This is a genomic window from Paenibacillus sp. 1781tsa1 (genome assembly GCF_024159265.1).
In the GTDB taxonomy this organism is placed as follows: Bacteria; Bacillota; Bacilli; order Paenibacillales; family Paenibacillaceae; genus Paenibacillus.
On the sequence record NZ_JAMYWY010000001.1, the window covers coordinates 4939230 to 4960787 of the forward strand.

At 48.2% G+C, this 21558-nt stretch carries 21 protein-coding genes; 2 read left to right on the forward strand and 19 right to left on the reverse strand.

The features are described from left to right. Positions 1–7: 7 nt before the first annotated feature. The 16 genes from recO to NKT06_RS22375 all read right to left on the reverse strand — a co-directional run bounded on the left by recO (position 8) and on the right by NKT06_RS22375 (position 13082). On the reverse strand, positions 8–760 hold the full coding sequence (gene recO, locus NKT06_RS22300; RefSeq protein ID WP_253439391.1) for a DNA repair protein RecO: 753 nt from the start codon (positions 758–760) through the stop codon (positions 8–10). A 33-nt stretch (positions 761–793) separates the two neighbouring features. After that, complete coding sequence (locus NKT06_RS22305) at positions 794–934, reverse strand: YqzL family protein (RefSeq protein ID WP_091013993.1); 141 nt, start codon at positions 932–934, stop codon at positions 794–796. A 104-nt stretch (positions 935–1038) separates the two neighbouring features. Continuing rightward, positions 1039–1938 (reverse strand): GTPase Era, encoded by a 900-nt coding sequence (era, locus tag NKT06_RS22310; RefSeq protein WP_145151051.1) that lies wholly within the window; start codon positions 1936–1938, stop codon positions 1039–1041. Between the two features lie 37 nt (positions 1939–1975). After that, complete coding sequence (locus tag NKT06_RS22315) at positions 1976–2389, reverse strand: cytidine deaminase (protein ID WP_076211616.1); 414 nt, start codon at positions 2387–2389, stop codon at positions 1976–1978. A gap of 291 nt (positions 2390–2680) precedes the next feature. Further along, positions 2681–3052 (reverse strand): diacylglycerol kinase family protein, encoded by a 372-nt coding sequence (locus tag NKT06_RS22320; protein WP_253439393.1) that lies wholly within the window; start codon positions 3050–3052, stop codon positions 2681–2683. Next, positions 3052–3549, reverse strand: coding sequence for an rRNA maturation RNase YbeY (gene ybeY / locus NKT06_RS22325; RefSeq protein WP_253439395.1), 498 nt, complete (start codon positions 3547–3549; stop codon positions 3052–3054). Before ybeY ends, NKT06_RS22320 begins: the two co-directional genes overlap by 1 nt. 51 nt (positions 3550–3600) lie before the next feature. After that, the gene (locus NKT06_RS22330) at positions 3601–5850 is read right to left on the reverse strand and encodes an HD family phosphohydrolase (protein ID WP_253439397.1); all 2250 of its coding nucleotides are present in this window, start codon (positions 5848–5850) and stop codon (positions 3601–3603) included. Positions 5851–5866: 16 nt separating this feature from the next. Further along, on the reverse strand, positions 5867–6838 hold the full coding sequence (locus NKT06_RS22335) for a PhoH family protein (RefSeq protein ID WP_215077563.1): 972 nt from the start codon (positions 6836–6838) through the stop codon (positions 5867–5869). 6 nt (positions 6839–6844) lie between these two features. Then, complete coding sequence (gene yqfD, locus NKT06_RS22340; RefSeq protein ID WP_253439399.1) at positions 6845–8038, reverse strand: sporulation protein YqfD; 1194 nt, start codon at positions 8036–8038, stop codon at positions 6845–6847. Further along, positions 8035–8328 (reverse strand): sporulation protein YqfC, encoded by a 294-nt coding sequence (yqfC, locus tag NKT06_RS22345; RefSeq protein WP_253439401.1) that lies wholly within the window; start codon positions 8326–8328, stop codon positions 8035–8037. Before yqfC ends, yqfD begins: the two co-directional genes overlap by 4 nt. 180 nt (positions 8329–8508) lie before the next feature. Then, positions 8509–9108, reverse strand: coding sequence for a hypothetical protein (locus NKT06_RS22350; protein ID WP_253439403.1), 600 nt, complete (start codon positions 9106–9108; stop codon positions 8509–8511). 13 nt (positions 9109–9121) lie between these two features. Continuing rightward, positions 9122–10132: a flotillin-like protein FloA gene (floA, locus tag NKT06_RS22355; protein WP_076332307.1), complete on the reverse strand. Its 1011-nt coding sequence runs from the start codon at positions 10130–10132 to the stop codon at positions 9122–9124. 163 nt (positions 10133–10295) lie between these two features. After that, complete coding sequence (locus tag NKT06_RS22360; RefSeq protein WP_253442714.1) at positions 10296–11618, reverse strand: NfeD family protein; 1323 nt, start codon at positions 11616–11618, stop codon at positions 10296–10298. A 283-nt stretch (positions 11619–11901) separates the two neighbouring features. Then, positions 11902–12345 carry a GatB/YqeY domain-containing protein gene (locus NKT06_RS22365; RefSeq protein ID WP_062835503.1) on the reverse strand — a complete coding sequence of 148 codons (444 nt, stop codon included), beginning with the start codon at positions 12343–12345 and terminating at the stop codon, positions 11902–11904. Between the two features lie 15 nt (positions 12346–12360). Then, entirely contained in the window at positions 12361–12534 is a 174-nt protein-coding gene (rpsU, locus tag NKT06_RS22370; protein WP_005547957.1) for a 30S ribosomal protein S21, read from the reverse strand. Between the two features lie 188 nt (positions 12535–12722). Beyond that, positions 12723–13082 (reverse strand): histidine triad nucleotide-binding protein, encoded by a 360-nt coding sequence (locus NKT06_RS22375; protein ID WP_017687236.1) that lies wholly within the window; start codon positions 13080–13082, stop codon positions 12723–12725. A 302-nt stretch (positions 13083–13384) separates the two neighbouring features. Between NKT06_RS22375 and NKT06_RS22380 the strand changes: the two genes are divergently transcribed. Both NKT06_RS22380 and NKT06_RS22385 read left to right on the forward strand, forming a co-directional pair. Further along, the gene (locus NKT06_RS22380) at positions 13385–14308 is read left to right on the forward strand and encodes a PLP-dependent cysteine synthase family protein (protein ID WP_253439405.1); all 924 of its coding nucleotides are present in this window, start codon (positions 13385–13387) and stop codon (positions 14306–14308) included. A 1-nt stretch (position 14309) separates the two neighbouring features. Continuing rightward, positions 14310–15443: a bifunctional cystathionine gamma-lyase/homocysteine desulfhydrase gene (locus NKT06_RS22385; protein WP_367399873.1), complete on the forward strand. Its 1134-nt coding sequence runs from the start codon at positions 14310–14312 to the stop codon at positions 15441–15443. 702 nt (positions 15444–16145) lie between these two features. Here the strand turns inward: NKT06_RS22385 and NKT06_RS22390 are convergent. The 3 genes from NKT06_RS22390 to NKT06_RS22400 form a co-directional block, all read right to left on the reverse strand. After that, positions 16146–16490, reverse strand: coding sequence for a hypothetical protein (locus NKT06_RS22390; protein WP_442032381.1), 345 nt, complete (start codon positions 16488–16490; stop codon positions 16146–16148). 430 nt (positions 16491–16920) lie between these two features. Beyond that, the gene (locus NKT06_RS22395) at positions 16921–20340 is read right to left on the reverse strand and encodes an AAA family ATPase (RefSeq protein WP_253439409.1); all 3420 of its coding nucleotides are present in this window, start codon (positions 20338–20340) and stop codon (positions 16921–16923) included. Continuing rightward, complete coding sequence (locus tag NKT06_RS22400) at positions 20337–21521, reverse strand: exonuclease SbcCD subunit D (protein WP_253439410.1); 1185 nt, start codon at positions 21519–21521, stop codon at positions 20337–20339. The genes NKT06_RS22395 and NKT06_RS22400 overlap by 4 nt, the downstream gene beginning before the upstream one ends. Positions 21522–21558: the final 37 nt, after the last annotated feature.

Here is a 21558-nt window from a genome sequence, read left to right on the forward strand (position 1 = left end):
AAACGCCTCAAATCCCGTACTTCTCCATCTGATCGAGGAAAGAACGGGATTTAAGATTCAGACCAAGCTGATGATCCATAAAAGCACGCATCAGCTTTTTGATCTCATCACGGGTAGACTCACTCACTGATATATTTCCCAAGCGCTGCAGATCCAACTGTGCGAACAAACGTAACAATTTCAGAGCCTTTGGACTTACTGACATCGCTGGAGGATCAAAATGTTTGCATGCACGACACAAGACGCCACCAAGTCTGGGACTTATAAACAACTGCTCATCTGGCCGCTCCTGATTGCAGGAGATGCACTCATCGAACTGCGGACCATATCCGGATGCCTGTAATATTTTCATTTCGTACAGACTTGTAATAACAACCGGATCTTTCACTTCCTTCAATGCCTGCAGACATGCCTTTAATTGTTTGAACCAAAATGTACCTGTCTCTTCATCCTGAAGCACGCGATCCAATAGTTCACACGCATAAGAGGCATAAGAGGCCTTGACCAGATCTTCACGCAACTCATGATAGGATTCAACAATTTCTCCAGCATTCAGTGTGCCTAGACCTGTATTGCGAAAATATACATATTGACCATACGTAAACGGCTGCACCAGTGCAGCATGTCGGCTCTTGGGCTTTTTGGCACCGCGGACGAGTACCCCTACTTTCCCGCCGCTTTCGGTGCAAAGCGTAATGATTTTGTTCCCTTCGCCGTAGTCCATGCTGCGGATGACAATCCCTTCCACCCTGTATAGCATGCCTCGTCACCTAACCATTCCCGAATCAGCCAATTATCCTTCGGCTTCTTCATCTTCAATCACTTCCCTTGCATGATCCGACTCCTGCCCTAACGAGTTACACGCCTCGGTATATAACAAATAGGACTCCACATCCCCCGTCATCGCAAAAACCTTCCACGAAAAATCTCGCATCGGAATTTCATCCTCTCTTCGGAAATGACGTCTGCATCTACCAAATAGGATGGAGTCTTGCAAGGTAAACTATGTGTTGCAATTACTGGATACAATTCCGGTGATTATTCGCGGCCAAAGCCAAGATCACGCAGAACTCGATCCTGATTTCTCCAGTCTTTTTTCACTTTAACCCACAGGTCCATGAAAATTTTGGAGCCAAGCAGGTTTTGAATATCATGACGAGCTCGTTTACCCACTTCTTTCAAAAGGGCACCCTGTTTCCCGATGATGATTCCTTTTTGCGAATCCCGTTCCACAAAAATGACGGCTGAGATATAAACGACACCGTTATCTTGTACTTTCATATCCTCAATCGTTACCGCAATGGAGTGTGGTACTTCTTCACGAGTCATCTGCAGGATCTTCTCACGGATCAATTCCGCACATACAAACTGCTCCGGATGGTCAGTAACCTGGTCATCAGGATAGTACTGTGGACCTTCTGGCAAATACTTGCCGAGCTGTTCCAATAAGGTGCTTACATTACTGCCAAGCATGGCAGAAACAGGCACGATTTCAGCGAAATCATGTAACTTGCGATACTCCTCGATAAGAGGAAGCAGCGCTTCCGGCTCGATTTTGTCAATTTTATTCATGACAAGAATGACAGGTGTACGGATATTTTTCAACTGTTCCGCAATGTAACGGTCACCGCCACCCATACCTTCCGAAGCGTCAATCAGGAACAGTGCTGCTTCCACTTCTCCGAGCGTGTTCAAAGCAGTTTGGTTCATGTAATCGCCAAGCTTGGATTGACGTTTGTGAATCCCCGGTGTGTCGAGGAATACGATTTGCTGATGTTCGGATGTATACACACCATGAATTTTATTACGAGTCGTTTGCGGCTTGTCCGACATGATTGCAATTTTCTGTCCGATAACCTGGTTCATCAGTGTGGATTTACCTACGTTAGGACGTCCAATAATAGCTACAAAACCGGATTTAAATGCTTGTTTTTTCATATGTTCCTCCTCAGGCGCCTAGGCCTGAAATATTGGTTTATTTTTTGGCAGAGTTCAGATCAGAAGGCCCAAAAGCCCAAGGTAACAGTTCAGCAACGGTGGTCTCTTGCAGATCACCTTTCATGTTTCCCAAGATAACTTTCATATCGGGTTCACACAGTTCGTACATAACCTGACGACATACACCACATGGAGCAATCGGACCATCTGTATCTCCCACAATGGCAATTGCTTTGAAGCTGCGAGGCTTCTGCCCACCTGCAATGGCACTGAACATCGCTGTACGCTCAGCACAGTTGCCTGGGGTATACGCAGCATTCTCAATATTACAACCATGATGCACATGTCCTTCACTGTCAAGCAAAGCTGCACCTACACCAAAATGGGAGTAAGGCGTGTACGCCTTCGTACGTGCCTTAATTGCTTCTTGCATTAACAAACCGTTATCCATCATTATTCTCTCCCTTAGGGTGCAATATAAAGTTACTACCTACGAATTAAGTTCAACCAAAGCCAAATTTACACTACCCACTCCGAGTCCAGAATAACCCTTCGATCGCTGTTATCCCCAGATTTTTTGATTCACTTTTTCAAAGTGAAAATCCGGGGATAAAGGCGAACGCTTCGCTTCTACAGGTTTATTTCTGTCCTCTTCGTTATCGTGTAACGTCTACAAGTTCAACTTAAACAAGGTCTAACTTTACAAAGTTGTGTAGTATTAAAATCACAAAACGAATCAAAATCAGTACAAACCCAGCCAGCTCATCACCGGCTTAATAAAAACGATACAACCGATGATGACGGCGAATACCGCAGCCAGCAGAACTGCCCCGGCCGCGGTATCCTTCGCCGCTTTTGCCAGCGGATGGATATGGGGATGTGCCAAATCAACCGCTGCCTCTACAGCCGTGTTCATCAATTCAGTCACCAGGACCAAAAAGACAGCGGTCAGCACAAACATCCAATCCGTTCTTGAGATTCTGAAAAAAAAGCCGGCTGCACACATCAAAATAGCCACTCCCGTGTGAACTCTCACATTACGCTGAGTCCGCAACCCATATGCGATTCCTTCCGCAGCATTGCGGAATACCAGACCCCAGGAGCGCCTTTTCATTATCGTGTCAACCCGGCCTGGGCCAATACCGCTTCTTGTTTACCCATCATTTCAGCCTCACTTGCTTCATCCTGATGGTCATATCCGAGCAGGTGTAAGAAACCATGGACAAACAGAAAACCGAGTTCACGTTCAAATGAGTGTCCATACTCCTCGCTTTGCAGGATGGTCCGTGGTACGGAAATGATGATGTCTCCAAGAACATCCGGCATTTCTTCCATTTCTTCATCTTCGTCAAGCTCATAGATAATATCAAGCTCTTCATCCACCGTTTCGTTCATCGCAAAAGACAATACATCTGTAGGACGGTCAATGCCACGATAATCACGGTTCAACTCATGGATCTGCTCATCGTTCACAAAAGTCAGAGCCACTTCCCCGTCTGCAACACCTTCCGCTTCTCCGGCCAGATTCAGCAACTGTTCCAGCATTGCAATCATCGGTTCTGTAATTTCTTTATTCTGTTGTTCATTATTCCATGCCAGATTAAGACTCATTCTTTCATAACTCCTGTCTGCTCAATATTAGAGGTTGTTCAAAAAGTGAAATCAACCCGCTTCGGGTGAAGTCGGCTTTGGTTTCTTAATCTCCTCGGGATATTCTATCCTGGAGTGGAAGATACCCATCACCGTTTCCTTCAATGTTCTGGCGACGATATCCAGTTCACGCATCGTAAGGTCACAATCATTGAATTGATGATCGTCCAATCGTCCTTTAATAATCTTCTCAATCATGGACTCCACTTGCTCCACGGTCGGTTTGCGCAAAGATCTCACAGCAGCTTCCACACTATCGGCAATGCCAACAATAGCAGATTCCTTGGACTGAGCCTTCGGCCCAGGGTAACGGAAATCTTCTTCCGTGAAATCAGGTTCAACGCCGGCTTCTTCCGCCTGACGCAGTGCTTTGTGATAGAAATAGTGGAGAAAAGTCGTTCCGTGATGCTGTTCCGCAATATCCCGAATAGGTCTAGGCAGCTTGTAATCCTTCTGCATTTCCACACCATCGCGCGCATGGGCAACGATAATGGATTTGCTCAGTTTCGGATCAATTGAATCATGCGGATTCTCCATATTGTTCTGATTCTCAATAAAATAGATGGGACGCTTCGTCTTGCCAATATCATGATAATACGAACCCACTCGGCACAGCAATCCGTTAGCTCCAATGGCTTCTGCTGCAGCTTCGGACAGATTGCCTACCATAACGCTGTGATGATAGGTACCCGGGGTCTCCGTAAGCAACTTGCGCAAAAGCGGATGGTTCGGATTAGACAGTTCCACCAGTTTGAGCGCTGACAAAATGCCAAATGAAGTTTCGAAAAACGGCATCAGCCCAATGACCAGTATGGCCGTCAAGACACCACCGGCAAATGCAAATCCAACGCCATACAATGTCGTGGTTCGGTTCCAATCGCCCGAGTCAATCAATGCCAGAGTGAAGACGGCTATCGACCCGAACAGACAGACCATAATGGCCCCTTTCAGGATCGTTGATCGCTGACTAGCCTTATGGGTAGCGAAGATCGCAACAAACGAAACGACTACGGCGAAGAACCCTAGTTCGAAGTCAAAAAGCTGACCCTGATGCGTGTTCAATATGATACTGGACAACATACCGATCAATATCGAACATACAAAGGCAAGCGACGTATCCAGCAACAGCGCAATTAACATCGCCCCTACCGCAACAGGTGCAAGGAAGCCCACATACGACCTCTCATTGGTTTGAATAATCGCCGTCACATGCATAACCACTATCGTAATAATAAAAATGAGAACAAGCATCAATAGCTGCGCATTATTATATTTGAAATGCGTTCCGCTGCATTGCTGAATATACATCAGAATTGCTGCCGACAACAGGCAGGAAAACATAAGAAGACCAAGCTGTGGCCAGTAGTTCACTTCATTTTTCAGCAAATCATTCTCATCCAGCAAAGTATACATCTCCGGGGTGATCATCTCACCTTTGGCTACTAAGGTGTCCCCTTGCTTGATAAAGACGGTTTGCGTGTTCTCACGCGCCTGCACTTTCGCTTCCTTGGTTCCCTCTTCATCGTAGAAGCGGTTAGCGGTCACTACGAGGCGGGCAAGTTCTTGTACGACCTCACGTTGCGTACGTTTACTAAGAGAGCTGACACTCACCATCTCAGCTACTTTGGCACGGGCAGTGGTTGCATCGCTGATCTGATCCGTCATTAAACGGGCAACAATATCCCTCGCAACTGGTTTCATCTCCTGGATATCATCCGATGTTAGACGCGAGATTTTGATGTAAGTTTCTTCGGGAATACGGTAGCTTTGCTCCTGTACCACGTTTCTGATCTCTTCTAACAGAGTCTCGGAGTATGTACCGGCTTTCCGATTATTATTGATATAGTTGGTCACAAAGTCCTTCTGACGCTGCGGAATTTCATCCCGATAAATATCAATCTTGTCCTGACTTGAAATCTGATCATCCTGATTCAATCGATCTACACGATCAAGCAGGGTCGTCATCAGATTTTCATTTCGCATCTGCACAATCTGAAATATCGGCTGTACCCGTTCAGCAGCTTCTTCCTGTGCTTTGAGTGTTGCCTTGTTGTTCGGAATCTGCATGGGCGCAGCAATATCCACTTCACTCCGTGTTCCTTCCTGAATATCATACCGCTCAGGGAGCAGTTTGGAAGCCAGACTCACGTAGAAAAGAATCACCAGAAACAAAAACAGAAGATAGCGTGCCCACACGCTATACTTCCATCCTGTAGCCTTATTCTGAAAAGATTTGCCTTTTGACGGTTCCTTCGAGGTCACTTTAGACAATCCCTTTCTATGCTTGATTTTCTGCGGCGTGGTTGTAAGCCACGATAATTTTCTGGACGAGAGAATGCCGCACAACATCTTGCTCGGCAAAATGCACAAATCCGATCTCTTCAACTTCGTTCAAGATCGTATTCGCTTCCACAAGCCCGGATTTCTTACCACGCGGTAAATCAATCTGTGTCACGTCTCCGGTGATGACCATTTTGGAGCCAAAACCAAGACGGGTCAGAAACATCTTCATCTGTTCCGGCGTTGTGTTCTGTGCTTCATCGAGAATGATGAACGAGTCATCCAAGGTACGCCCCCGCATGTAGGCGAGTGGTGCAATTTCGATTAACCCACGCTCCAGTGCCTTCGCGGTCTGTTCTTGTCCCATAACGTCATACAGGGCATCGTACAGCGGTCGCAGATACGGGTCTACCTTTTCCTGAAGATCACCTGGCAAAAACCCAAGACTCTCTCCTGCTTCAACAGCAGGCCGTGTGAGTACAATGCGTTTGACGCTGCCCTCTTTAATTGCGGCAACAGCCAGTACAACAGCAAGGTAGGTTTTACCCGTACCGGCAGGACCGATGCCAAATACAATATCACGTTTTTTAATTGTAGTTACATAGTGCTTCTGTCCAATGGTTTTAACACGGATTGGTTTACCTCGGTATGTCGTCGTAATCTCGCCCTTGAACAGATCCAATAGCTGGTCTGCCCGCATATCCTTGGCAAGTTCAATCGCATACTTCACATCTCTTTCAGTTAACACATATCCGTTGCGTATCAATTGCAGTAACACATCAAATAATTGTTCAAGCGATTCCACCTGCTGTGCGTTGCCGAAAATCACAATCTCCGCTTCACGGGATGCAATCTGGGCAGGAATCTCGGATTCAATCAGTTTAAGAAAAGTATCTTGGGGTCCAAAAAGAGATTGACCCTCTCCCGCACTCTGGAGCGAGATTTGTATGCTGCGTGTTTGCTCTGACAAATATCCTCATTCTCCTTGACTATGGACTAGCGGAAGTTCCTCCGCAATGCTTTCTTCTACTTCAAATAAGACTTTCATATAAACTTTACCATTCTCTTTCTTCTCATGCAAAATTTTTTCACTTATAATTTTCGTTCCTTTACCGTTTTTGGCGATAATGTCGTTCCTTGCTCCTTCCAATCCTTTTGTTCTGGCCCATTCTATCGTCTGCTGTTCCTCATGCTCTCGGGTCTCCAGATCTTTCTCTGTCAGCCAACCCATCGGGAGTGTGAAGGATCGCCACGTCAATGGTCTGTGATTACTCTCGGTATCAAATGAACTGAACGGTGTACTTCCGTACCCCCACAGTTGGATCGCCCATTTTCCCAGTACCATGTAAAAACGTTCTTTGCTCTCACCTGTCATGGTGTTATGTTTTTGCACCAGCGGGACCTCTACCTGATACTCACGCCATACCAGACCACGCACTTCGCCTTTGGCAACGATGGTTTTGGTGTTCTCCTCATCCCCGAGAATCCCCGATATTAATACCTGGCCCTTTTTGACACGCATGTCCTTCTGAACAACAGGGCGTCCCTGCTCTGCATAGATTTGAGTGACGACAGCATCTGACTTGCTGATCAGATGTCTGGGATTCAGTAACGGCTCGCGCTTAGGTTGCGCCGATTCCACGACCTGAATGGTAATGGTTGTCCCCTCTTTGCTCACACCAATCCAGGTTACATCCGGAAGAGCGAGTGCAAGCTGTCTGGAGAGCTTGTCTTGGCTTGGCAAGCGGAACCCCCATTGGAAAGGATATATCCCCTCTTTCTTCGCTGCTGCGAGCACCTCGTCCGTAGGAATGGTGACATTACCCTTGACCTCCACATCCCATACCATGGACGACAACGCAAACAAAGCTGCCACAAAAAACAGCATTCCCCCAAGAAAGAACTTCCTGCGTAATAGTCGAGCTGCAAAAAAAGGGAAACCGCTGCGATGGGTCACTTTCACCCTGCAGCCTGTCCGTTTCAACACAGGACGCAACCTGAAAAAATGCGGCAGCAGGATGTTCATCTCTGCCACGCGTCCATCGTGAGCACGCAGGTTCCACACTTCCAGTCCCTGCTCTGCCACCGTGTTGATCAATGTTTCAATGTCTCCCCCAGTGACCCTGATTCGGACTGCTCCCCGCAGTTTATACAGACTGGGCTGCTTCATCCGTTCCCCTCCACTCCATTCATATGAATATCCAGAATCGTTCCTTCAACAGCTACTTCATCCGGCAAAATGTTACGTATCACCAAGGCATTTCCTTTGATCTCCAATTGGCCTTGGGAAAGAGCCAACACGATGCGATCCGGGGTGAAATGGATGACACCGCGATGATTCTCTATATACAGTTGCTTACTGCCGATCAGGGTTAACCGTGGCATATCATAAAGCACATCCTGCGGCAGATCCAACACTTCACTCGTCCATCTGCGCAGCTTGCGGCTGATCCGGGTCATTCGAAGGTCTTCCCCCTTCCTCTACAGTTCAACTTATGCGCAGATTCATGAATTTATGAAAATTCCGGGCCGTGTTAGATACGAATGTTGAGAAAAATGGATAGAACACAGAAAAAGCCGGCTCCGGCGGCTTCATGCTCACCAGAGACGGCTCTATTTCCGTCAAACAGCTTAACTTGTTTACAGCTTCCCTCTCGTACCAAACGGTTGCTTGGAACGTGGGGAACCCAGTACTTCTGCCCATAATACACCTGTGCGAATGTCCGCCGGACGAAGCGGAGATGCTCCCGATTCATCTGTGCTGGAATCATCCCAACCGGAATCAGACACAACTGGCCTATTTGCAGAAGAGATGCGATTCAGGCGTTCTTCGATCAAACGCTGCTGTTGCTCCATACCTCTCATCTGTTCTTCGAGTGAATTTTCCATGGCACTCATCGTGCCCTCGCTTCTATATTCACCTGCGGAAGGAGAAGATGTAGCCGGCTCCGAATACGGTTGGTCATATTGATTCTCATATTGCACGTCATCATATCGATCGTCATATTGTTCATCATAACGAGGATCTGTAGGTCCAGAAGACTGCTGCGGAGACGAGTTGTCTCTTGAGCGATCTCCCCGGTCTGTATCACCGCTGCCTCCAAACGTAGGCATGCCGTTAGCAGGACGCTTTTTGTTTGGATCAGCCGATTTGGCAGCCTTGCCCAAGAAGGAGAAGAGTGCAAAACCGATGACGGCCACAATATACAGATTATTAAAAATCCATTCAAATAGGCCCATATGCACTCACCGCCTATCTTCCGTTTTTGGAATCACCCTGATCGTTGGAATTCGAACCTTCACCAGGTTTTCCTAATGTATTACGCATTTGAGTATCCGCTTCAATATTTTTCAGGTTCATGTAATCCATCACACCGATCTTACCACTACGCAGTGCTTCGGACATTGCCAAAGGCACTTGGGATTCGGATTCAACAACGCGTGCTCTCATTTCCACTACGCGTGCTTTCATCTCTTGCTCTTGGGCTACAGCCATTGCACGACGTTCTTCGGCTTTTGCTTGAGCGATTCGTTTGTCAGCCTCTGCCTGCTCTGTCTGCAAAAATGCACCAATGTTCTTACCTACATCAACGTCCGCAATATCAATAGACAGGATTTCAAAAGCAGTACCTGCATCCAAACCTTTGGACAATACAGTACGGGAGATCAGATCCGGATTTTCCAGGACATCTTTGTGAGAATTGGAGGAACCGTTCGTACTTACGATACCTTCGCCGACACGGGCGATGATCGTTTCTTCACCGGCACCACCGACGAGACGGTCAATATTGGCACGAACCGTAACCCGCGCTCTAACTTTAACTTCAATACCATCTTTGGCTACTGCAGAGACAATTGGTGTTTCAATAACACGTGGGTTAACGCTCATTTGTACGGCTTGTAATACGTCACGACCTGCGAGGTCAATGGCAGCAGCACGTTCAAATTCAAGTGGAATGTTCGCACGCTGTGCTGCAATCAGAGCGTTTACAACACGGTCAACGTTACCACCGGCCAGGAAGTGACTTTCCAGTTGGTTCATTGAAAGTTTTAGACCCGCTTTGGTTGCTTTGATCATTGGATTAACGATACGGCTAGGCGTTACACGTCTCAGTCTCATCGCTACCAGTGTAATAATACTTACACGTACGCCGGATGCAATCGCTGAAACCCAGAGCATAACCGGAAAAAAGCTGAAGAATACGCTCAATACGATAATACCTACTACCGCAATGAGCAAAATCGTAATCATAGATGTGTCCATTGTTTAATTTCCTCCATTTGCAATTTGAATTTGATAAATACAGTCAGAAAAGATATTCATGAGGACGCTGCTAAAATAAATATTGCACCACCTCGCTGGCAGCTTCAGCTTAAGTGGTTATGTACATTGCCGAAGCGTTAATCCGCTTCGACAACAAAGCGAGTTACACCGGTAAAGCTTGTTGAACGACAATCCGGGTACCTTCCGCTTTAATCACAATAATTGGTGTATCGATGGGAATAAAATCTCCGTCGGTCACAACGTCAATTCGTTCCCCTTCAAACATCGCTGTACCAGAAGGACGAAGCGGTGTCAGACTGATTCCTTGTAGACCAACCAGCTCTTTGCGTTCTGTAGCGGATGAATATCCTCGATCCGCAGACATGCTGTCACTCAGTATGAACCGATTCCATATACCTCGATCCTTGAAGATAATTGAGATAATCGCAATGACTACCAGCGCAGCTCCGAAAGCGATACCCAAAGATACAAAAGCATCGCTGGTATCATAAGCAGCCCTTACAACACCGGCCACAAGCGCAATCGATCCCAAAATCCCGAGAATACCAAAGCTCGGAATAAACATCTCCAGAATCATCATGATGAGTCCGACGGTAAATAGCACCCATGTCTCTGCTCCGGCAAATCCCGCAATGTAATTACCCGAGAAATACAACACGAAACACACGATACCTACAATACCAGGGACTCCAAAACCAGGAACAATCAATTCAATGACCACACCTGCGATTCCGAGGAATAATAGTACAGTCATGACAATGGGATTGGTAAGAAACGATGAGATATTCTCCGCTGTCGTTCGTTCTACCTTAAATACATCATTCTGACTGTAACCGAGCCACGCTGCCGCCTCTTCCGGAGTGTTGCTGATGTGGTCGGCATAACCAACTTTCAGTGCTTCTTCAGCCGAGAGAGCAATAATTTCACCTTTTTGCTTGGTTTTATTGATCTCTGGCATTTCAACAACGATGTTAACATCCGTCATTCCAGCTGCAATCTTGCCATCACGACCACTGATTTCAGCTGCTCCCTGCATTTTGCTTTTCCAGAATGCAACAAGCTTTGGATCATCAACATGTTTACCCGTACTGTCCACCATAGCTGCCGCACCGATCATACTGCCTGGTGACATTACGATCTTATCTGCATTCAGGGCCAGAAAACTTCCGGCTGAAGCAGCATCTCCACGGACAAATGCAACAGTCTCAATCGGACTGTCCTTGATCAGGGTACCCAACGCTTCCGCAGTGTCGACACGGCCTCCCGGCGTATTGATATCAAGAACGATCAGGCCAGCGTTCATCTTTTCCGCTTCCTTGAACCCGCGTTCCATGAACTTGCCAAGTCCCTGCTCGATTGGTTTATCAACCGGAATAATATATACGGCGCCACTCTTCTCAGCTGCATGCGCTGACGGTGATCCAATCCAGACAGGAAGCAACAGCGTCAGCAGCATTAAGAGCATCAATGGCCCCGTAAGCTTCTTCCGGCGCTTTCCCTTCACAATAGTCCCCCCTTTTCCATTAATGTTATACTGTCCAGCTTATGGTATTTATTACGTGCAATGCAACATTTCGTTTCAAAATCTTAAAATTATATTTGAAAACTTGATCAATTGCAAGAATATAAAACCATAATAATATACATTAACCATTAAAAAGAAATTTTTCTATCAAAAAGGACATCATGCTTTCTGGTAAATGGAAAAAACACCTTCTGACAGGTCAGAAGGTGTTTATTGATTTGCTTTATTGCAGAAATTGTTGAACTGCTTGATTCACCAGTTTGCCGTCCGCTTTGCCTTTAACTTTCGGCATAAGGGCCGCCATAACTTTCCCCATCTCGGCTTTCGAAGAAGCACCGGTTTCCTGGATGGTCTGCTGTACAATAACTTTAATTTCTTCTTCGGAAAGTTGTGCGGGAAGGTACTGGATGAGTACTTCAATTTCCGCTTTTGCATTTGCCGCGAGGTCTTCACGGCCCGCTTTGTCAAATTCTTGGAGGGCATCTTTGCGCTGTTTGATTTCACGACTCAGAATATCAAGCACTTCGTTGTCATCCAAATCTCTTTTCAAATCTATTTCAAGATTCTTGATCGTCGAACGAATCAACCGAATGTTGGAGAGTCTGAACTTGTCCTTACTCTTCATCGCTTGCTTCATATCTTCGTTCAATCGTTCGCTAAGATTCATGTAGTTAAAATCCTCCTAAAACTTTCTCTTACGAGCAGCCTCGGACTTTTTCTTGCGCTTTACGCTTGGCTTCTCATAATGCTTACGTTTCTTCACCTCAGCCAATACGCCATCTTTAGCGATGGAGCGTTTAAAACGACGAAGTGCAGCATCAATAGTCTCGTTTTTGCGAACTTTAGTTTCAGACACCAGTTTTCCCTCCCTCCGACCAGACCGTCCAAGAGCAATAACACGGTTCATCATCTTTCATTATAGGCGAAAGGTAATAAAGGTGTCAACCTCAATGTAATGATCACTTATTTATATGAGCGTTTGGTCACATATCCATGGACTTCATGCATATGACTAAATCCTCAATATTAGTACCCATTAGCTCGTTATTTGTGAGAATCCGACAGACTTGTCAATACGCCAAGTCTGGTACCACCCAACAAATGATAATGCAGATGATGAACAGTTTGTTCTCCATCCTTACCACAATTGTTGATTAAGCGATATCCTGTTTCCTCCACCCCAAGACGCTTGGCCGCTTCTTGAGCAGCCAAATGAATCTCACCGATCAAAGGCAGATCTTCTGCAGTAACTTCATTCATGGAAGCAATATGTTTCTTCGGAATGACAAGCACATGTGTCGGTGCAGCGGGCTGGATGTCGTGAAACACGATTACATGGTCATTCTCCAGTACTTTATTGGAGGGAATGGTGCCCTCTACAATTTTGCAAAATAAGCAATCCATAGTTCATACCCTCCTTTGTATTCCAATGTATGTATTCCCTTCTATCATACTAGAAGTAAAAACCCACGTCCAATCTCTAGCACACAATCAGGTAATTTAGGTCAACTCTCCATTTCCCTGCCTCTCAGTAATCTATTTCCATAGCTTTCAGGAGATGAGACAACAAAAGAAATTCATCATAATCAGTCAAATAAAGAGGTATGTATAGCAGACCATTTTATCGGAATATGGTTTTAATACGCACTTTTTCCAAGTAAATCAATATGTATAGTTAATGAACGTAAAAAAGGAGTTTGGTTAATTTGACCGTTTATCAACATGTACAGGAACTTGTAGGTAATACGCCGCTACTTGAACTAACCCGTTATCCATTACCGGAAGGAATCCGCCTATTCGCCAAACTGGAATTCATGAATCCTGGAGGAAGTGTGAAAGACCGGATCGGCAAGTTTTTATTGGAGCAGGCCTTGGCACGAGGAGATGTTAAGCCAGGTGGAACGGTGATTGAAGCTACTGCCGGCAATACAGGAATTGGTCTTGCATTGGCGGCTGTAGGACTAAATTTAAATGTCATTTTCACGGTACCTCAGAAGTTCAGCGTCGAGAAGCAGCAATTGATGAAAGCCCTCGGAGCTATGGTCGTGAACACCCCCACCTCAGAAGGAATGACCGGTGCCATTCGCAAGGCGGAATCGCTTGCGAGAGAAATACCGGGTTCGTATATTCCAGGTCAGTTCTCCAATGTGGATAACCCACTCGCACATTATGAACATCTGGGTCCTGAGATTTGGCGTGATCTGAACGGACAGGTGCATATATATGTCGCCGGAGCCGGGTCTGGCGGAACCTTCATGGGAGGATCTCGCTATTTGAAGGAGCAAAACCCGTTAATCAAAACATGTATCGTAGAACCCGAAGGTTCGATTCTCGCAGGAGGGCCGTCGGGACCTCATCGTACAGAAGGAATAGGCGTCGAAACGTTATCTCCTTTTATGGATGTGAATTATTTTGATGCCATTCATACGATCTCAGATGAAGATGCCTTTGAGCGGGTCAAGGATCTAGCCCTGTTGGAAGGACTACTGGTAGGAAGTTCCTCAGGTGCAGCTATGCAAGCCGCGTTAAACGAAGCCGTTCACGCAGCTCCTGGAAGTAACATCGTCGTTATTTTCCCGGATAGCAGCGAACGGTATTTAAGCCAAAATATCTATAATGGAGGACAATGAAGTGAAACCAAAAACCAAGCTGATTCATGCAGGTATTGTTAGTGATCCACACACTGGAGCAGTGAGTGTACCTATCTATCAAGTAAGCACGTATGAGCAAGAATCGGTTGGCGTACACAAAGGATACGAGTATTCACGTACAGGCAACCCTACACGTCATGCGTTGGAAGAAGTCATTAAAGAGCTGGAGGATGGCGTTCGAGGGTTTGCTTTTAGTTCGGGAATGGCTGCAATTCACGCTGTACTGTCTCTGTTGAAAACTGGAGATCACATTATTCTGACGGATGATGTATACGGCGGGACCTATCGCATTTTCACCAAGGTGCTGAATCGTCTGGGGATCGAGTCTTCCTTTGTAGATACAACATCACTACAAGCACTGGAGCAAGCTTTGCAAACCAATACAAAGGCTATTTATGTAGAAACACCTACTAATCCGTTACTCAAGGTCACCGATATTGCAGCTGTAGCGAACTGGTCGAAACAACATGAACTGCTGTTCATCGTGGACAATACGTTTAGTACGCCTTATTGGCAAAACCCGCTGGCTCTAGGGGCAGATATTGTACTGCATTCTGCAACGAAATATATCGGTGGTCATAGTGATGTCGTGGCAGGACTTGCGGTTGTTAACAGCGAGCAACTTGGAGAAGATCTGCATTTTATCCAAAATGCAATCGGCGCAGTCCTGGGACCTATGGATTCCTGGTTACTAATGCGCGGTCTGAAAACGTTGGGATTGCGCATGGAAGCGCAAGAACGCAATACAGAGCAGATTGTAACATTTTTGAATCAGCACCCGACAGTGATCAAAGTCTATTATCCCGGGTTGCCCGACCATCCGCAGCACAAACTCGCTTCCACACAATCAAGAGGATATGGCGGTATGGTTTCCTTTGATGTAGGTAGTGCTAAAAAAGTAGATGATGTGTTAAGCAAAGTCCGTTATTTCACGTTGGCTGAAAGTCTGGGCGCGGTGGAAAGTTTAATTTCTGTACCTGCACGAATGACACATGCTTCCATTCCCTATGAACGTCGGCAAGAATTGGGGATCACGGAGGGTTTGATTCGTATCTCCGTTGGGATTGAGGATGTGGAGGATTTACTTGAGGATTTGAAATCTGCATTAAGTTAAGGGCATTTTGAAGTCCATGCTGGCTGATACTTGCGCTTGCGAATGGGAAGTTGACGATTTTCTAAGGAACACAGGACGTCTTAATTGGGGATCAGGCCCTCATTTCAAATTATAAGGAACGTCAGACACGTTATTTCCCAAAATAACCTCACAACAATGCTGAAAATGGCTGTTTATCCGGTTATAGCGTGTCTCAGATTCGTTAGATTGCTGCTGACGCTTCAAAACCTTGAATAAGATGCCTCAGCTTCGTCAACGCTCACATCATGCTCTGCTTCTCCACCTGTAAGGTGCCAGAGAACAGCATCGATTACACCCGAAACGAAGCTTCTTATCAAAAAAAATAGAGAATTAAAGCTTTGCAGTGTCTGGATCGTTTGCTTGCACATGGGAACGTCCTCGCATATTCAGGATGCAGTACGCCGCTTGCTGCTACGGACACGTTAAAGCCCGCTTCTGCTGTCAGCAGGTTTAACTACATGCGATGTGCCATCCGTTCATCATCGCCCTTACACTAATTAGGTTCAAAAAAAGGTCATGCCTTACAGAAATTCGCTTCTGCACAGGCATGACCTTTTGGATGTTCGGTATGTTGCCTGTTGTATTGCAATGACGGTCGCGATACATCAGGCTGAGACTTCGTATGTGATGAGACTTCCCTATTTCACACTGTACGGTACCTTTGCATGAAACATCCCAATTTCAATAGTACGGTAAAAGGGTTAATGCTGTAAGCGCAAATAACGGGAGCACCAGACGGTTAAAACGTCTACGGCCATAACCATAATACGGATAAGGCGTAGGGTAGCCGTAACCTGGATAAAATCCGCGAGTATGACCTATTGGATAGTTCCCTCCAGGCATTGCATTTGGAGCCCAGTTCGCATGATTCACCATGGCTTCCGGTCCAACGGGAACAGCCAGGTAGATCATTTCGTCATCCACATTTTCCATAATGCCATCGTAATGCATACCGTCATTCATCTGTACACATACATAACGGTGCATGTGTTCCTTGCATAATTTCTTCGCTTCCACTTTTTCCACTTGCCAACGCCTCCCTGATTCTGCTCTTGATCACCTTTTCATGGTATTCAGAACTGGGCGAATTGACACTACCGAGGGGAAAACACAAAAAAGAAGCACCCCGTGAGCGGCTTCCTGGGAAGTCTGCTGCGCGGACATCTATTCAGGAAACGTCCTGATCAGATGTCCGCCGGGGTACTTAAAACAAGTTTGTCGGCTTAACTGTAGTATAACAGCGGGATGAACCTGTATCTGTGATGAAACTCACTCCGCTATGTTATAGAAGCAAGAAAAGAAATATTTTTACAATAATCATATTCGGTGATATTAAGTTACTTTTGTTGACAGGTCACTTCTCCAGACACACAGACAAACATACATCCGCACTATATTTTCCGCATTCTAGCCCAAGCCCGAGTTGTAATCGGATATACATCATACACGCTTCCCGCTACAGGGTCTCCAAGACCACCCGTGAGCCGTTTCCAGCCTCCCCTGCCGGAATCACCACAAGCTTGCGCGGCAAGCGTGCACGCAGTTCAGGCACGTGACTGATTACACCAACAGCCAATCGGTCGTCATGTAATTTTTCCAGAGAAGTAATGACGGTATCCAACAGCTCAGGGTCAAGTGTACCGAACCCTTCATCCAGGAAGAAGAATTGAAGCGGGTACTGACCTCGCAGCTGAATCTGGGCCGACAGTGCCAAGGCCAGTGACAACGAAGTCAAAAACGTCTCGCCACCGGATAACGTCGAAACCGGTCGTTTGACTCCCCCGTTGGCATCATCACAGATCACAAAACCACCACCGGAATCCACCTCCAGTGAATAACGTTGTTTGGTCAGGAAGCGCAGACGCTGAGATGCCGCATGACTGACCTGCATCAGTTGTTCCTCCGCAATATACTCAACAAAAGCATTACCTCTGAATGCGGATTGAAGTTTGCTGAGCAGTTCGCCTTGACGGCTTACCTCCAACCGCTTGTTCTCCAGTTCGGTCCAGCGAACATGTCGCTGCTCCACATCCTCCAGATCACGTTCTGCACGTGCTTTGGCACGAAGAGCAGCCTCATCCTGAGTCCGGACCAGCTGTAATCGTTCAGTGCAGGCTAACCACTGTTCTTCCGATACGACAGCACCACCCAGCTTTTGTTCCAGTTCACGCAATTGGGATGCCAGTTCACGCTCACGTTCACGATGCTGCTGGATCTCCCCTGCCAGCCGTTCTGCTTCCTGGGAAGGCATCGCCGCGGACACAACGGCATCATCCGATTCGAACGGGGATTGTTCCAGCAATTGATTCCACCGTTCCTGTGCCTGTTGCAGATGCTCTGTTGCCGAGGCGGCAGCCTGCTGAGCCATGACATCTTTCTTGGCTGATTCCTGTTTCAGATGATCAGCTTCTTTGAAGCGTTGTGCAGACTCCTCAGCTTCTTTCCGCAGTCCATCCAGACGAGCCTGAGCCGCAGCAATCAGGTCTTCTACCCGCTGCTCCCCAACCCACTGGCGCAAGCGTTCTTCCTTCTCGGCGAGAAGTTTGTTATTGCCCTGCCACTGCGTTTGCCACTGGATCAGTTGTTTGTCCAATTCCACCAGCTTCTGCTGGAGAGATTGAATGATCTGATCTTTTTCCTCAAGGAACGTCACACTTTTGTTCAGACGTTCCTTGATGTCTTCGGCGCGCGCATCGCGCTCCTGCATCGCCTGATAGAGGGCCTTGGCCTCCTCCTGAGCGATGCCCGGCAGTTCCGCGGCCCAGCGGCCCTGCAAGGCAGCCGCGGCAGCCTCGCTCTCGGCCAGCTTGCGCTCCGCCTGGGCGAGCCCGGCACGGCCGGCCTCTTGCGCAGCTGCCGCTTCCATGCGGCGCTGCTGCGCGCCCACAGCCGCCTGCTGCAACGCGGCGGCTTCGGCCTGGAGCGGCGCTGCTGCGGCAGCCAGCGCCTGCGCGGCTTCGCGCAGCGCAGCGGCACGCGATGCCCAGCCTGCCGGGGAGCGCCCGTGTTCGGGCGACCCGGCGGGCTCGGGCTCCGCTGCCGCAGGCGCGGCCTCGGCTGCGGCCGGAGCTTCGCCGGCCGCAGCGCCAAGCTGCGTCAGCAGGCTGCGACGTTCGTGCAGCTGCTGGCGCAGCCCAAAGCGCAGCTCCTGCAGCTCCGCGTGCAGGCTGCGCAGCAGTTCCAGGTCCGAATCGCCTGCGTGCGGACCTTCTCCCGGCGGCGCAGCCGGGAGCGGGTGATGCGGCGAGCCGCACACCGGGCATGGCTCGCCATCGCGCAGCTCGGCGCGCAAGGCGGAGGACAGCCGGTGCAGCTCCTGCTCGCGCATCGTGCCACGCAGCTGTTCCTCCGCAAGGGCCAGCAGGCTCTGTTCGCGGCTGATGTCCTGCTCACAGGCAAGCAAGGCCTCAAGACCTGCTGACGCCTGTTCTACCAGATGCTGACGCTGATCACTCAGGCGTCTTTCTTCCTCAGCCGCCACCTTCAGCTTGTCGGCTCCCTGTTCTGCCGACTGCTTATAGGCTTGCATGTCAGCCTTGTTTTGCTGTAATTGCTCGGCAGCAGTATCGACACGATGCTTCAGTTCAAGCGCAGCCTGAAGTTGCCTGCGTTCCTCTGACTTCACCTCATTTGGTTTGAGGCTCTCCTGTAGTTCCTCACGCCGTTTGCGCCCGCGCTGCTGCAGCTCCTTTTCTTTCTCAAGTTGCTGTCCCAGCGCAGTCTGTTCGCCCTGCCCCTGTTCCAGAAACTGCGCAAGGAGCGAGCAATCGGCTTGAAGCCCGTCCCGTTCCCGTTGCAGCTCTTTCGCTTGTTCGAGCTGCTCCAGACGCAGCAAAAGTCTCGGTTCTTCCTCAGTCATTTGCTTACGTGCCGCCTCGGCCTTCTCCGCTTCCTGAACAGCCAGACGCTCATGTTCCAGCGCTTGCTGATGAGCTGTCTCGGCGGTATCCTGCCGCTGCTTCTGTGTAGCCATGGCATCTCGAACCGTCTGCAACGCAGGCAGAATTACATCTGCCGCAACGGATTGTTTCAGCCGTTGTTCGCCTGCCTCTATCTGTGGTTCCAGTGCTTTCAGCTTCTGCTGTTCATCCGTCCGGGCCTGCCGTTCGTTACTTAACTCACGGATTTTACCCAGTTGTTCAGCTTCCTTCGCAGCTTCATCCAGCGCTTTGCGGGACAATTCAGACTGCTGAACAGCGGTTTGAAGTAGACGTTTCGTTTCTTCCAGCGTCTCCTTACTGGCATTGCCAAGTCCCTGTTGCTCCGCAGCAAGAGATTGGTGAACCATATCATTATCCTTGACCCGCCGGCTTAATTTGATGGCTAGCTGATCGCCATACTTCTCCAGATGGAATAATCGTTGCAGCATCTGGCGACGTTCACTGCCTTTGAGTGACAAAAACTCGGCAAACTTCCCTTGCGGAAGAACCACTGCACGTGTAAAATCATCCATCTTCAAACCGATCACATCTTCAACGCAGCGATTCACATCTGCCAATTTGTCGGCAAGTACCTGTTCTTCGCCATTGACCGTCTCTATGAATTTGCTAATCGTGTTACTCACTGACACTTCATTATTTCGTTTGAAACGTCGCTCTACCCGGAACCTTCGAGTGCCTTCGGCCGACATCAGTTCAAATGTAAAAGCAACCGACAACGAATCCTCTGCATGATTCATAATGCCCTGCGTCCCGTTCACTGCACGTTCCACTTTGCCATACATGGCGAGTGTGATGGCATCGAGCAAGGAAGATTTACCACTACCCGTTGGACCGAAAATACCGAATAGCCCCGTCTCTGTCAGCACGGTAAAATCAATCTCCTGCATCTCCCGATAGCTTTGCAGTCCGGCAACTTTTAATAGAATCGGCTTCATCTTTCCTCGACCTCCTCACGCACACCCGGCTCGTCTTCATCCACAAGTTCCAGGAAAAGCTGTACCAGGCTTTCTTCCGGCTGTGCACCACCGGTCTGACGCTGATAGAATTTACGGAACAGTTCATGTACGGGCAGCTCGGATCGTTGCTCCAAAAGTCCTGCTGCAGCCATCTCGGGATACACCGGGCGAATATGGATGATACCTTCATGTGATTTTCGCAACTGCTGAATCTCCTTCAGGGACATCGCCTCGTCCAGCCACACTTCCATGTCGATAAAAGCCTGCGGATCACGTCCCTCATCCAGCCAGCGATATACTTCTGCCAGACCACCACGTGCCTGCCAACGAACAAGCGGACGCCCGGACGTTAACAAAACTTCTTCTACCTGTGCTGCTCCGCCCGGTGCCAGATCAACCATCGTGACAGATTTGCTCTGCCCCGCTTCCGAAAAGCTGTAGGCGAGAGGAGAACCGCTATATCGAATCACACCGTCTCCTTTGACAGCCTGTGCCCGATGAAGATGCCCAAGCGCCGTGTATTGCGCACCAGTCGATAAAGATGAAGGGTCCACTGTGTAGGCCCCACCGATCTGAATCGGACGTTCCGAATCACTCTCAAGTCCGCCGAGCACATAGATATGACTCATGGCCATGTTCACGGTATCCGGGCGAAAAGAAGCTGCCAGACGCTGCATTAACATCCCCACCCGTTGACTGTATGCCTGACGAAGCACATTTTCGTCCCCATCCGTTGTCAGCAATTCATTCAATCTTGCTTCAGAAGGATAAGGTAATGCCGCAATCTGTCCAGTCTCCCCGGTCCGCTTTGCATAGATAGTCACTGCTTCTGAAGTAGGCATACCTACGAGTGTAATGCCCTGCCTGTTCACAAGTGGCGTAACAGAAGCTACACGCTCTGGCTGATCATGATTGCCTGCAATGACCACGAGAGGTCTTCCATCTGCTGTCAGACGCGCTGCAGCTTCGTAAAACAGCTGCTCCGCCGCTGCGGGAGGATTCACCGAATCATACACATCTCCAGCCATCAATATGGCATCCGCCTGCTGCTCATCCGCCAGTCTGACGAGTTCATCAACGAAATCCTCCTGTTCACGCAGTCGGCTTCGTCCTTCCAGCGTTTTTCCCAAATGCCAGTCCCCTGTGTGCAAAATACGCATCGTCCGTTCCACTCCTCTCCCATGTGATATCCATGGT

Bases quoted from the DNA above. Each gene is read 5' to 3' on its own strand.
- NKT06_RS22400 (WP_253439410.1), bottom strand. From the start codon at position 21,521: ATGCGTATTTTGCACACAGGGGACTGGCATTTGGGAAAAACGCTGGAA.
- ybeY (WP_253439395.1), bottom strand. From the start codon at position 3,549: ATGAGTCTTAATCTGGCATGGAATAATGAACAACAGAATAAAGAAATT.
- recO (WP_253439391.1), bottom strand. From the start codon at position 760: ATGCTATACAGGGTGGAAGGGATTGTCATCCGCAGCATGGACTACGGC.
- NKT06_RS22350 (WP_253439403.1), bottom strand. From the start codon at position 9,108: ATGGGCCTATTTGAATGGATTTTTAATAATCTGTATATTGTGGCCGTC.
- NKT06_RS22305 (WP_091013993.1), bottom strand. From the start codon at position 934: ATGCGAGATTTTTCGTGGAAGGTTTTTGCGATGACGGGGGATGTGGAG.
- floA (WP_076332307.1), bottom strand. From the start codon at position 10,132: ATGGACACATCTATGATTACGATTTTGCTCATTGCGGTAGTAGGTATT.
- NKT06_RS22360 (WP_253442714.1), bottom strand. From the start codon at position 11,618: ATGCTCTTAATGCTGCTGACGCTGTTGCTTCCTGTCTGGATTGGATCA.
- yqfC (WP_253439401.1), bottom strand. From the start codon at position 8,328: ATGACCCGGATCAGCCGCAAGCTGCGCAGATGGACGAGTGAAGTGTTG.
- NKT06_RS22315 (WP_076211616.1), bottom strand. From the start codon at position 2,389: ATGGATAACGGTTTGTTAATGCAAGAAGCAATTAAGGCACGTACGAAG.
- NKT06_RS22375 (WP_017687236.1), bottom strand. From the start codon at position 13,082: ATGGATTGCTTATTTTGCAAAATTGTAGAGGGCACCATTCCCTCCAAT.
- NKT06_RS22395 (WP_253439409.1), bottom strand. From the start codon at position 20,340: ATGAAGCCGATTCTATTAAAAGTTGCCGGACTGCAAAGCTATCGGGAG.
- NKT06_RS22320 (WP_253439393.1), bottom strand. From the start codon at position 3,052: ATGAAAAGGCGCTCCTGGGGTCTGGTATTCCGCAATGCTGCGGAAGGA.
- yqfD (WP_253439399.1), bottom strand. From the start codon at position 8,038: ATGAAGCAGCCCAGTCTGTATAAACTGCGGGGAGCAGTCCGAATCAGG.
- NKT06_RS22365 (WP_062835503.1), bottom strand. From the start codon at position 12,345: ATGAATCTTAGCGAACGATTGAACGAAGATATGAAGCAAGCGATGAAG.
- era (WP_145151051.1), bottom strand. From the start codon at position 1,938: ATGAAAAAACAAGCATTTAAATCCGGTTTTGTAGCTATTATTGGACGT.